Source organism: Actinosynnema sp. ALI-1.44 (assembly GCF_001984155.1).
Lineage (GTDB): Bacteria > Actinomycetota > Actinomycetes > Mycobacteriales > Pseudonocardiaceae > Kibdelosporangium.
Genome location: NZ_MTQO01000054.1, coordinates 892,617 through 906,308, shown reverse-complemented (window position 1 = coordinate 906,308; position 13,692 = coordinate 892,617). Strand labels below are relative to the sequence as shown.

Here is a 13,692-nt window from a genome sequence, read left to right as displayed (position 1 = left end):
GTGTGCAGGGTCAGTCAGCGGACCTCGAAGGGGTCGTCGAGCAGGACCGATCCCGCCGCGAGTGCGATCTCGACGTAACCCGCGCCCGGTAACACGATCCGGTCGAATACGCGGTGGTCGGTCAGCCACGGCAGCTCCCTCAGGCCGACCCGGGCGTGCCAGGCGTGGTGTCCGCGGTTGGGCAGGGCCACGTGCACACCCAGCAGCGGGTGCGTGTCGCGGACGGACGTTGCCTCCGGCAACCAGTAACGGGTATGCCGCCACGGGGTCGTCGGCGTGTTCACCACCCGCCCGGCGGGCACCGGCAGCGGGACCACGCCGTGGTTGTGCAACTCGGCGCGATGGGTGTGGAAGGTGACCGTGTCGTCCTCGTCCCGGCGTAGCGTCGGCAGGACCAGCCCGGCCGCCGTGTCGCCGATCGCATGGACCAGCACCGGGTGCGGCGACACCTCCACGAACACGCGGTACCCGTCCTCGGCGGCTGCGGCGACCGCCTGCTCGAACCGCACCGGCGCGCGCAGGTTGGTCACCCAGTGCCCCGCGTCGAACACGACCTGGCGACGCGGGTTATTGTCCACAGTAGAGTAAACCGAGACCTTGGGCGCCGCGGGCACAATACCGGCCAGCTCTCGCGCGAGATCGTTCAGCAGCGAATCCACCTGCGGTGAGTGCGACGCGACGTCCACTTCGATCAGACGAGCGTGTCCGCCGCCTGCCTCGACCTTGCCGACGATCGCGGTCACAGCGTCGGTGTCACCGGCGATCACGACCGACTCCGGCGAGGCGTACACCGCGATGCCGACCGACTCGTCGCCGCCGACGAGCTCCTGCGCCTCCTCGGCGGACACGACCAGCGACGCCATCGACCCGCGTCCGGCCACCCGCGTCAGCAGCCGGGATCGAGTCGTGATCACCCGCAAACCCTGCTGCGGGGTCAACGCACCCGCGACCACGGCCGCGGCGACCTCGCCCATCGAGTGCCCGATGACGGCGGCGGGCCGCACCCCGGTCGACTCCCACAGCCGCGCCAAGGCCACCTGGACGCCGAACAGCAGCGGCTGCACCTGGTCGATGCCATGGGGCTCACCCAGCAACGCGGACCGCATCCCGAGTTCGTCGATGGCGGCGGCGAACACGGGCTCCTCGGCCAACAGCCGCCGCCCCATGCCGACCCACTGCCCGCCCTGCCCGGGGAACACGAACACGACCCCGGGGCCGGGCGGGGTGGCCGCCACCGGCCGCACGTCGGCCAGCCCGGCGAGCGCACCCTCCCTGTCGCGCGCCACCACGGCCGCCCGAAACCGCCGGGGAGCACCTCGCCGTCCCTGGGTGGCCGCGACATCTGCAAGGGAGGCGGAGGACGACCGCAGCCAGTCCGCCAGACCGGCAGCAACGTCACGGACTTGCTCCGCCGAGGCCCCGGACAACGGCACCACGACGGCACCCGGCGCGTTCTCGACCAAGTGGTGCGCGGGCGGCTGTTCTACCAGCACGTGCGCGTTGGTCCCGCCGAACCCGAACGCGCTCACCCCAGCGACTCTCGGCCCGTCCACCGGCCACTCGACCGACTCCGTCGGCACGAACAGCCGGCTCTCACCCGCGTCGATCTCCGGGTTCCACCGCGTGAACCGCTGATTGGGCGGAATCACACCACTATGGACGCTCAGCACGGCCTTGATGAATCCGGCCACCCCGGCAGCGGCCTCCAGGTGTCCCACGACAGACTTCACAGCCCCCAGCGCACACCGGCCCCGGCCGCGCCCGTACACCGAGTCCAGCGCCTCGAACTCGATCGGGTCACCCAGCCGGGTTCCCGACCCGTGCGCTTCGATCAGTCCGACCGTTCCCGGGTCGATCCGGGCCGACGCCAGCGCCGACGCGAGAACCTCCTTCTGTGCCACCCCGGAAGGCGCGGTCAACCCGTTGGACCGCCCGTCGTGGTTGACCGCGCTCCCGCGGACAACCCCGAGAATCCGGTCCCCGTCCCGTTGGGCGTCCGACAAACGCTTCAGCACAACGACGCCACAGCCTTCACCGCGCACGAACCCGTCCGCGGCCTCGTCGAACGCGTGACAGCCGCCGGTCGGCGAGAGCATCCCCCACTTCGAGAGAGTCAACCCGGTAAACGCACCCGCGATCAGGTGCACGCCACCCGCCAGCGCCACGTTCGACTCGCCTGAACGCAGGCTCTGGCATGCCAGGTGGATCGCGGTCAGCGACGACGAACAGGCGGTGTCGACAGCGACACAAGGCCCTCGCAGACCCAACACATAGGACACTCGACCGACCGCGGTGCTGTGTGGTGTCCCGGTCGTGGTGTACCCGTCGACGCGCGCTCCGCGCTCGATCCCGGCCACCAGGTAGTCCGAAGAGGACATGCCAACGAACACGCCGGTCTTGCTGCCGCGCAGGGTGTCCGGGTCGAGCGCCGCATGCTCCAGCGCCTCCCAGGCGACTTCGAGCAGCAGCCGCTGCTGTGGGTCCATCCCCGCCGCCTCGGCCGGTGAGATGCCGAAGAACTCGGCGTCGAACCCCGCGATGTCCGGCAGGAAAGCACCGACCGTGAACCCGTCCGACTCCCGTACTTCCCAACGGTCCGCCGGAACCGGCCCGATCACATCCCTGTCGTCGCCCAACAACGACAGGTAGTCGTCAGGACCGGTGGCACCACCGGGGAACCGACAGCCGATGCCGACAACCGCCACCGGGTCGTCCTGCGGCGGCGGGGGTGCGACCCCGGCGTCGAGCAGGTGGCGCATCAGCAGCGTGCGGCCCTCGGGGGTGAGCTTGGCGATCAGTCCGCGCAGGTCACTCACCGGCGGCCTCCAGTTCCACGGAGTCGAGGATGTCGGCAAGCAGGTCGGCGTCGATGTCGGGCTCCGGTTGCGATGCCGGGTCCAGTCGTTCGAGCAGACCGTCCACCAATGCGTTCACCGTCGGGTACGTCCACAGCAGGGTGGCGGGCAGGCGCAGTGCCAACCCGGCCTCCAGTCGGTTGCGCAGTTCGAGAGTCAGCAACGAGTCGAGGCCGCGCGCTGTCAGCGGCGCGTCCGGGTCCAGGTCATCGGTCGAGCGCAGCACCGCGCGGACCTGCTCCATCACGTACGCCCCCAGCACCGCCGCGGCCCGTGGCCCGCTCGGCGTCGCGGCCAGCCGCCGCAGGATCTCCGTGGTGTCCTTGGCACGCGCACCCAGGTCCGCGAAATAGGGCGAGTCGGCCAAGGCCGGGTAGGACGCGAACCAGCGTTCCGGGTCGAGCGTGATCACGCCCTGCCGGGCCGCTCCCACACGCAGCAGTTCGGCCAGCGCGGCCACACCCTCGGCCGTGCTCATGCCGTGTGCGCCGTCATGGAACCCGACGCCGCTGCCGACCTCGGCCCACGGCCCCCAGTTCACCGCCAGGCCCGGCAGACCCATCGAACGCCGCCATTGCACCAGCGCGTCCAGCCACGCGTTCGCGGCGGCGTAAGCCCCTTGCCCCGGCGAACCCAGCATGGACGCGGCGGACGAGAACACCACGAACCAGTCCAGATCGACGTCCTTGGTCGCTTCGTGCAGCGCCCAACCACCGGCGACCTTGGGCCGCCACACCCGTTCCAGCGCCGCGGCGTCGACCTGGTCGGTGACAGCGTCATCGAAGACGGCTGCCGCGTGCACGACACCCCGCAGCGGCACGTCCCCCATCGCGGCCACAAGGTCGTCCGCCACCTCGGCGACGTCCCCGGTGACCACGCGGACATTCGGGTACCGGGCAAGATCGCCGATGTCACGCGTTGAACGGCCGTTGAGGACGACCAACCGGGCGCCGGCGCCGACCAGCCAGCGGGCGACGACCAGGCCGAGCCCACCCATACCGCCGGTGACGATGTACCCGCCGTCAGCGCGAACCGGGGTCACACCGGCCGGTCGAACGACCTCCAGCGAGTCGGGCACGGTCAACACCAGTTTGCCGATGTGGTCGGCGGCGGCCATCGTGTGAAACGCGGCGGGCGCGTCGGCCATTGAGGATTCACGCGCCGGCAGGGGTTTCAGCGTGCCCGCGCGGACCTCGGCCAGCACCTCCGACAGCACGGTTGCGATGAGCTTGGGCCGGGCGTCGATGAGCAACGCCAAATCCACCGCCGAGAAGGACGCGCTACCGGCGAACTCGCGCAAGCCGACGACCGCGTCCGAGTGAACGTCCTTCTTGCCGAGCTCCACGAACCGGCCGCCGGGCGCGAGCAGGTCGATGCCCCGCCGCAGCGCCTCGCCACTGAGCGAGTTCAGTACGACGTCAACGCCTTCACCGCCGGTCGCCGCGCGCACCTGCTCCACGAAGTCCAGCGTGCGTGAGTCCATGACCAGCTCGACACCCAACGCGCGCAGGTGGTCACGTTTCTCCGGCCTGCCCGCCGTGGCGTACACAGTCGCGCCGACCAACTGTGCGATGGCGACGGCCGCGAGACCGACGCCGCCGGTGGCCGCGTGGATCAGCACCCGCTCACCGGGTCGGAGGCGGCCGACGTGCCGCAGCGCGTACCAGGCGGTGCAGTAGGCGACCGGAATCGTCGCGGCTTCCACAGTGGACATACCGTCCGGCACGGCGGCGACCAGTTCGGCGGGCAGCGTGACGTACCCGGCGAGTCCGCCCGGCGCCAACGCCAGCACCTCGGCCCCGACCGCCAAGTCCACCTCCTCCCCGACCGCGCGCACGACACCCACGCACTCGCTGCCGAGCAGGACCTGCTCGCCGTCGCGTGTCGGGTAGAGGCCCATCGCCTTGAGGACATCGCTGAAGTTCAGGCCCGCCGCCCGGACCTCGATCTCGACTTCGCCCCGGCCGGGCGCGCGTCGCGGGATCTCGTGCGGCCGGATCGCGTCCAGCACACCGGGTTCGGCCGTCTCCAGGCGGAACGCGTCGGTGCGCACGGCCAGCGGCGGCGTGTCCGGCTCGGCGACGGCGGTCACCCGGGCGACCCACCTGCCCGTCGGCCGCAGTGAGACCTCCAGCTCACCGTCGTCCCGCCCGAGTTCGTCGACAATCCCGGTGTCACCCTCGACCAGCTTGACCCGCAGACCTGGGTGCTCGTAAGCGATGACCCGCACAAGGCCACGCAGCGGCGCATGTTCCAGGCGATCCTGGCTGACAATCACCAGCCGGGGCATGGACTCCGCCGTGACCAGGTCACGCACCACGTCCGTCACCGCGAGCACGACGTCGGAGTCCGGCGCGACGACGACCACACCGCCCGGTGTGGCCCCTTCGACGAGATCGGCACGCAGCGAGTCGGCCAGCGCTCCCGTCCCGATGACACGCCAAGTGCCAGGCGGACCCGGTTCGGTGTCGGCCAGTTGCCAGCGGACACCGAAAAGCGTGCCGTCCCAGTACTTCGCGCGGCCCAGCCACGCCAGCCGCACGCCGCCGACGGTCAGCACGACGGCACCGTTCGCATCGACCAGGGTGAGGTCGTACCCGCCGTCATGACGGTCGACACGACAGGCCACCCCACCGCGCCAGTCCCCGAACACCCGCAGGTCGGCGAACCCGACCGGCAGCACGGCCCCGGCCTCGGACGCGGCGGCCACCGTCAACTGCAAGCACATGTCCAGCACGACCGGGTGCAGCACCATCCGGCCGGACCCCGCCCTGGCCGCCGGAGGCAGGGCGATCTCGCCCACGACTCCGCCGTCCTCGATCCGGACGCGCCGGACACCGGTGAACGCGGGACCGTGGTGCTGCCCGGCCGACCTCAGCCGGTCGTACAGGTCAGCCACCGGGAACTCCGCTCCGGTCCCGGTGACGGCCACCTCCCCACCGTGTCCACGATGGACGTTCACGCGCCCGGTGGCGTGCGTCGTCCAGCCGTCGTCGCTCCTCGCGCGGACGGCAAAGCGGTTGTCCGGGGACAGAGTCACACTGACGGTGACCGCCGTGGCCAACAGCAGGGGCCGCACGAACTCGACGTCCGCCAAGCCAAGGTCACCGGTGCGGACGGCCCGCGCGGCAGCCAGCGCCATCTCGCAGTACGCGGAAGCGGGCAGCACGACCGCGCCCTCCACCACGTGATCAGCCAGCCACGGCAGGGTGTCGACACTGACGGTGTTCTGCCAGATGTGGCCGCCGTCCGGGTGTTCGACGTGCGCGCCCAGCAGTGGGTGTCCGGCGTGCGCGCGGGTCGCGGGCAGCCAGTGCCGCTCCCGCCGGAACACCGTGCCGGGCACGTCCACCAGCCGTCCGCAGGGCACGATCCCGGTCCAGTCCACCGGCCTGCCCGCGCGGTACAGCACACCCGCCTGCACGGTCAGAGTTTCGCGAGGGTCGTGCTCACGACGCGCGGAGTACACCGTCAGAGCGTCGGCCGGAACGCTGTCCGCCAGGGCCAGCACCGGGTGCGGCGAGATCTCGACGAACGTTCGGAAACCGTCAAGGGCCGCCGCGGCCAGCGCGTCGGTCAACCGCACGGGGTTGCGCAGGTTGTCTGTCCAGTACTGGGCGTCGAACGCGGGCTGACCACTCGTGACGGTCGAGTAGAAGTCGATCGAGGGGACACCGGACGGGATGTCCGCGAGCGCGGTCCGCAGGCCGGGCAGCACCGGGTCGACCTCGGCGCAGTGGTAGGCGACGTCGACCTTGATCGAGCGCACCGGGACGCTCCCGTTCGCCACGAACCGGGCCACCGCGTCGGCGGGTCCGGCGACGGCGGTGGCGGCAGGCCCCAGCAGGATCGCCACGGTCAGCCCGGTGCCCTCGATCGCCGTCCGGGTCTCGTCCGGGCCGAGTTCCACCAGCGCCATGCCGCCGTGACCCGCGATGACGTGCAATGCCCGCGAGCGTCGGCAGATGATCCGCATCCCGTCCGCCCCGCTCAACGCCCCGGCCACCACGGCGGCGGCGATCTCTCCCATCGAGTGCCCGATCACCGCGGCCGGGCGGACACCCCGGTTCGCCCACGCCCGCGCCAACGCGAGGTGCGTTGCGAACAGCGTCGGCTGGAGTCGCTGGGGGTCTTCGCCGTCGGCCATCACGATGTCCCGCAACGACATGCCCAGCTCGGCTGTCACCACCGGGTCCAGCTCCGCGACGACCGCACCGAACTCGGGCAACGTCGTGAAGGCGCCGCCCATGCCCGGCCACTGCGCCCCCTGTCCCGAGAAGACGAACACCGGTCCGTCGTCGTCGGCGGGAACAGTCGGCGCCGGTTCCCACTCCCGTAACGCTCGCGCGGCCTCGGACTTGCCGGAAGCGTGCACGACCAACCGGGCGGGCAGGTGCGTGCGCCGGTGCGCGAGGACGAACGCTATGTCCTCAAGGGACTGATCGGTGTCGGAGAGCCAGTCCGCCAGACGCCGGGAGGTTTCGACCAACGCCTCACTCGTCGCCGCCGACACGACCAGCGGCAGCGATCCCTCCGTGTCGGCTTCCGGCTCAACGACCACCGTCGCGCGCTCCACGATCACGTGCGCGTTGGTCCCGCTGGCCCCGAACGAGCTGATGCCCGCCCGTCCGGGTCGGTCAACGCGCGGCCACGGCATCGGGGTCGCGGGGACGACCAGTTTCGCGGCGTCCGTGCTGACGTTCGGCGTCATGCCGTGGAAGTGCAGGTGCTGGGGAACGACACCGTGATCCAGCGACAACACGGTTTTGATGAAGCCCGCGACCCCGGCCGCGGACTCCAAGTGCCCGATGTTGGTCTTGACCGAGCCGACGATCAACGGGTGCGTCCGATCGTGCTGGTAGACGTCGGCCAGGGCCTCCAGTTCGATCGGGTCGCCGAGCGCGGTGCCCGTGCCGTGCGCCTCCACGTAGTCGACGTCGTCGGGTACCAACCCGGAGCGCTCCAGGGCGGCGCGGACGACGGCGCGCTGCGCGAGCCCATTGGGGACGGTCAGTCCGCTGCTGTGACCGTCGTGGTTGACCGCCGTGCCGCGGACGACAGCCAGCACCCGGTCGCCGGCGTCCACGGCGTCCGACAAGCGCTTGAGCACCACGACACCGCAGCCCTCGCCTCGGGCAAAGCCGTCGGCGGCGGCGTCGAAGGTCTTGCAGCGGCCGTCCGGCGACAGCATTCCCCAGCGGGACAACGACACCGACAGCTCTGGTGACAGGATGAAGTTCACCCCACCGGCCAGCGCCACCGACGTCTCTCCCGCCCGCAACGCCTGGCAAGCCAGGTGGATCGCCACCAGCGACGACGAGCAAGCACTGTCGACCACCATGCTCGGCCCGCGCAGGCCGAGGAAGTGCGCGACCCGACCCGCAGCGAAGTTGCCCGCGCCGGTGACGGTGTACGCGTCGATCCCGTCCACGCCGCCACGCACCTGCTCGTACAGGTAATCGGTCAGCGTAAGTCCGAAGTAGACGGCAGCGTCGGTGCCCCGCAGGGACTCGGCGGGGATGCCCGCGTGCTCCAGCGCCGACCAGGTGACCTCCAACAACAGCCGGTGCTGCGGGTCCATCACGGCCGCGTCGCGCGCGGACACGCCGAAGAACCCGGCGTCGAACATGGCCGGGTCGTAATCGGTCAGGTACCCGCCGGACTCCTGGCGGATCGTGCCCGGCTCGGTGTGGTCGGTCGTGCGGTACAGCGCCGGGTCCCAGCGGTCGACGGGCACCGGGACGGTGCCGTCCCGCCCGGCGGCGAGCAGGTCCCAGTACTCGTCCGGCCCGTCGACCCCACCGGGCAACCGGCAGCCGACGCCGGTCACGGCGATCGGCTCGGTCCCCCTGGCCTCGGCGCGGCGCGCCCGAGCCTCGAGCTTGTCGATGGCAGCCAACGCCTTGGCTAGCACGTCGGCCGTCATGAGAGCTGCCCCAGTCGTTCCTCGAGGCGACGGACCAGGTCCGCTTCGTCGTCAGCCGGCGCGGGCTCGGCGAACGACTCGCCGATGTGCTGGGCCAGATCGTCCACTGTGGAGTAGTCGAACACCGCGGTCGGACGCAGGTCGACGCCGGTCGACGCCACCAGATCGCGACGTACCCGCACGCTCATGATCGAGTCCATCCCCAGCTCGCGGAACCCGACCCGGGTGCGAAGCGCGGACACCTCGCCCACTCCCATCACCTCGGCGACCACGCTGCGCACGTGTTCTCGCAACAATCTGCGTCGCGCGGCGGGTCCGGCGACTCGCAACCGTTCGGGCAGTCCGCCGACTGGCTCGGCGACGACGGCGTTGCCTTCCTGGCCTGCTTCACGCGTCTCCCCAGTCAGCTCCGCGAGTACCCCGGCCGCCGAGTGCGTGCCGTAGCTGCCGGCCAGCAGCCCCCAGTCCGCGGCGGCCACCACCGTGTAGGCCCGGTCCTCCCCGACGATCATCGGAACCGCCTGGATCGCCAGCTCGTCGGCCATCGGCACCAGCCCGGACCGCTCGATCAGGCCGCCCATCTCGGCAGTCCCCACCCATCGGTCGTGCGCACCCGCTCCGGCCATCCAGTCCCGCCACGCGCCCCACGCGACCACCTGCGCCGCGGCCCCGGCTGCCCGGCGTGCGCCGCCGACCGCGTCGAGGTAGGCGCTTCCCGCCGAGTAGTGCGTCATCCCGCGCGACCCGAGCAGCCCAGCGACCGTGGAGAACAGGCAGAACACCGGTGGCGCGTGCGTGGCGGCCAACCGGCTGAGCAATGCGGTCCCGTGCACCTTGGCGCGGAACATGTCGGCGATGGCATCGGCGTCCAAGTCGGCGAGGCCGACCATGCCACCACCCAGCGCGGCATGGAAAACGCTTGCCAGGGGCGGGAGGTCGTGCCCGAACCGCGCGAAGAGGGACGTCATGGCGGCTTCGTCGGCGACATCGGCGCGGACGTCGGTCAGCACGACCCCGGCCCGCCGCAGCCGCCCGGCCACGTCGGCGGACAGCCCGCTTCGAGTGACGGTGACAAGATTCCGCGCACCCGCCGCGACGAGCGTGTCCAGCAGCCGGGGCCCGATGGACCCGCTGGCACCGGTCACCAGATGCGCTCCGGGCCCGAGCGCCCGCGGGCCAAGGTCCGATCCCGCACTCCCGACCACCTTGCGCAGGCGAGGCACCGTCCGCACCCCGTCCCGGTACGCCACCTGCCGTTGCGCCGTGTCGTACACCTCCGCCGCCAGCAGCTCCAAGGTCGGTTCACGGTCTCCCACGTCGATCACCGAGCCCATGACCTGCGGCGACTCGACCGCGATGCCCCGCGCCAAGCCCCACATCACGGCCTGCGCCGGGTTGCCGGTGTGCGCGTCGCGGGTCACCAGGTGCAGGATCGGCGGTTCCGGCCGGGCGGCCAGTTCCCTGGCCAGCGCCACTGTCTCGACGGTCAGCCGCAGCGCGTCATCCGGATCGTCGGTCGCGTCCAGCGCCGCCAGGGACACCACGTGCCGGGTGTCCTCCGGGATCTCCCCCGCGTACGTCCGGACACCGGCCAGCGCACCCCCGACCACCAGCCAGGTCGCATCCGGCAGTGCCGGGGCGGGAGCGGGCACCGGCTCCCACACCAGATCGTGTACCCACTCCTCGGGCAGACCGGCAGGCAACCGTGCGGTCGCGGAGCGGGTGAATGGACCGTCACCGGCCCGCACGTGCACGTCCACTGCCCAGCCCGCGCCGTCCGGCCGTAGGATCGCTTGCGCCACACCGGGTCCGGTGACCGTCACGACCAAGTCGACGGGCGCGACCCCGGGCAGTCCCACCGCCGACGCGCACTCCGCCAACAACGCCCGGCAACTGTCCTCGGTCAACCCGTCCGGCAGCGACACCTGCACCAGGTGCGCGCCCCTCGGGTCGGCCAACTCGACGTGCTTCACCGAGGACACGGCCGCGGCGAACTCGCGCCAGTACCGCACGTGCCGCCACCGCGTCACCGGCACATCCACCACCACCGACCCCACCGGGTACAGCCGGGTCAGGTCGATGTCGATTCCGGCGCAGTGCAGGGCGGCGAGGTTGCCGAGGAAGGCGACCCGGTCGTCGACGTCGCGCCGCAGAGACCCGATCACCAGCTCCGCGCCGACTTCACGCAAGGCCGCCCCCAGTAAGGGATGCGGCGACAGTTCGAGGAACGCCCGGTGCTCGGCGGCGGCCTGCGCGAACCGCACCGGCTGACGCAGGTTCGCCACCCAGTACTCGGCGTCGAAGACGGGTTCGCCGTCGCGCACAGTCGACAGGAACGGCACCAGCGGTGTGATTCCCCGGATGTCCGCCAGTGCGTCGGCCAGGTCGGGCAGCAGCGGGTCGACCTGCGCGGAGTGCGACGCGACGTCCACCTTCACCAGCCGGGCCAGCCTGCCTGACTCGGCGACCTCGGCGACCAGGTCCGCGACCTGCCCGGCATCCCCGGCCACGACCGTCTGCCCCGGCGCGTTGTACGCGGCCACGGACACGCCGGGATACCGCGTGATCAGCTCCTCGACCTCGGCGGCGGCGAGCTCCAAAGCACCCATCGCCCCGGCACCCGCGATGCCCGCCATCAGTCTGGACCGCCGCGTGATCACCCGCAGCCCCTGCTCGACCGTCAACGCCCCGGCCACCACAGCGGCGGCCACCTCGCCCATCGAGTGCCCGATAACGGCGGACGGCTCGACACCGTACGACCGCCACACCGCCGCGAGGGCGATCTGCACACCGAACAGCAGCGGCTGGATCCGGTCGATCCCTTCCGGCAGCGCGGCCGACGTCAGCGCGTCCCGCAGCGAGAACCCGGCCTCGGCGAGGAACAGCGGCTCCAACTCGGCGAACACGGGTTCGTCGAGCAGCGCCCTGGCCATTCCCGCCCACTGCGAGCCCTGCCCGGGGAACACCCAGACCAGCCCGGGGTCCCGGACCTCACCGCGGACAACGTTCTCGGACACTTCACCGGCTGCGATGGCCCGTAGGCCATCGACAGCCGCCGCCCGGTCCCGCGCCACCACCGCGGCCCGCAACGGACCATGTTCGCGCCTGCGCGCCAACGTGTATCCCACGTCCACAAGAGAGCTTTGAGATTCGGCGAGCCAGTCCGCGATCGTCGAGGCGTTGTCCCGCAGACGTTCCTCCGACCGGCCGGACACGAACAGCACAACGAGATCAGCCGACGCGGACACTGGCTCCCGCGCGGCTGCCTGCTCGACGATCACGTGCGCGTTGGTCCCGCCGAATCCGAACGAGCTGACCCCGCCCAACCTGGGCTCGGGCCAGGACTGACGAGTGTCGACGACCCGCACGGTGTCGAACGTGATACGCGGGTTGGGGTTGGCGTACTGCGCGCTCGGCAGCAGCTCACCTCGGCTCAACGACAGCACCAGCTTGGCCAGTCCGACCAACCCGGCCGCCGCCTCCAGGTGTCCGAAGGTGCCCTTGGCCGACCCGATCAGCAGCGGCCGTCCACGTCCTTCACCGAGAGCGGCCTTGATGGCGGACACCTCGATCGAGTCACCCAGCGGCGTGCCTGTGCCGTGCGCTTCCACATAGTCCACTTGCGATGGATCAACCCCGGCCGACGCACACGCCGTCAGCAGCATGTCCTTCTGCGCGAGCGGGTTCGGCGCCATCAGACCGTCGGAGCGTCCATCGGAATTGACCGCGCTACCACGCAGCACGGCCAGGACCGGGTCCCCGGCGGCATCCTGCAGGCGTTTGAGCACCACGGCCACCGCGCCCTCGGCCCGCCCGTAGCCATCGGCGGCGGCGTCGAACGGCTTGGAGCGACCATCGGCAGCCATCGCCCCGGCTTGGTCGAAGTTGGCGGTCAGACCCGGCCCCAGCACCAGATTCACGCCCGCCACCACAGCGACGTCGATCTCCCCGTCCCGCAACGCCTTCATGGCCAGGTGCACAGCCACCAGCGACGACGAGCACGCCGTGTCCACGGTCATGCTCGGCCCGCGCAGGTCCAGTAGGTACGACACGCGGTTGGCGATGATGCTCAGCGCGGACCCCGTCCCGCTCCACGCGTCGATTCCGGCCAGGTCCTCCATCTGCCGACGCGCGTGGTCGTCGGCTGACGCACCCACGTACACGCCGGTCCGGGTGCCTGCCAGCGACGACGGTGGCAACCCGGCGCGCTCCAACGCCTCCCACGCCACCTCCAGCACGATCCGCTGCTGCGGGTCCATCGCGGTCGCCTCGCGCGGCGTGATGCCGAAGAACTCCGCGTCGAACCCGGCGATGTCGTCGAGAAACCCGCCGAACCGGGTCACTGCCTTGACCGCGTCGCCGTAACGCTCCCACCGCCCGGCCGGGATCTCGCCCATGGCGTCGCGCCCGGAGACAAGCAGGTCCCACATACCCTCCGGTGTGCACACTCCGCCGGGCAACCTACATCCCATGCCCAGCACGGCGATCCCGCCCTCCGCCGCCGGGACCACAATGTCCACTCCAGACAGATGGGCGACCAGCCGGTCGATGGTCGGGTACTCCGCCAGCAGCGTGGGCGGCAGGTTGACGTGGACGTGGGCCGCCAGATCGGCGATCAGTGTGGCCACGCCGGTCGAGGACAAGTGGAGCTCATCGAACGGCCGGTCGGTGCCGACGGCGGCCGGGTCGAGTCCACCCAGCGCGGTGACGCGCGCGATCAGCCAGGAACGCAGGTCAGACATGGATTTCCTCACGAACACCGATCTACAGCCCGGACAGGGATGCCGCGTGACAGCGGCCGCGCTGGATCTTGCGCTGGTTGTCTTGGGCAGGCCGACGCGCGGCAGCAGCACGAGGTCGCCCAGGTCGACGTCGTGCGCGGCCAGGATCGAGTCCGATGACGTACTCCGA

The 13,692-nt window shown here is 71.2% G+C and carries 3 protein-coding genes; all 3 read right to left on the bottom strand.

Annotated features, from left to right (window positions below; translation table 11 throughout):
• Window positions 1-14 precede the first annotated feature (14 nt).
• From ALI144C_RS58800 to ALI144C_RS51030, 3 genes are read right to left on the bottom strand one after another with little or no spacing between them, the layout of a single operon-like run.
• A complete protein-coding gene (locus ALI144C_RS58800; RefSeq protein WP_076994491.1) occupies window positions 15-2,816 on the bottom strand; it encodes a type I polyketide synthase in 2,802 nt (933 codons plus the stop codon).
• Entirely contained in the window at window positions 2,809-8,781 is a 5,973-nt protein-coding gene (locus tag ALI144C_RS51035; RefSeq protein WP_076994490.1) for a type I polyketide synthase, read from the bottom strand. The genes ALI144C_RS58800 and ALI144C_RS51035 overlap by 8 nt, the downstream gene beginning before the upstream one ends.
• Window positions 8,778-13,523: a type I polyketide synthase gene (locus tag ALI144C_RS51030; RefSeq protein WP_083754099.1), complete on the bottom strand. Its 4,746-nt coding sequence runs from the start codon at window positions 13,521-13,523 to the stop codon at window positions 8,778-8,780. The genes ALI144C_RS51035 and ALI144C_RS51030 overlap by 4 nt, the downstream gene beginning before the upstream one ends.
• Window positions 13,524-13,692: the final 169 nt, after the last annotated feature.

Coding starts and splice junctions, on each gene's coding strand:
- ALI144C_RS51035 (WP_076994490.1), bottom strand. CDS start 8,781: ATGACGGCCGACGTGCTAGCCAAGGCGTTGGCTGCCATCGACAAGCTC.
- ALI144C_RS51030 (WP_083754099.1), bottom strand. CDS start 13,523: ATGTCTGACCTGCGTTCCTGGCTGATCGCGCGCGTCACCGCGCTGGGT.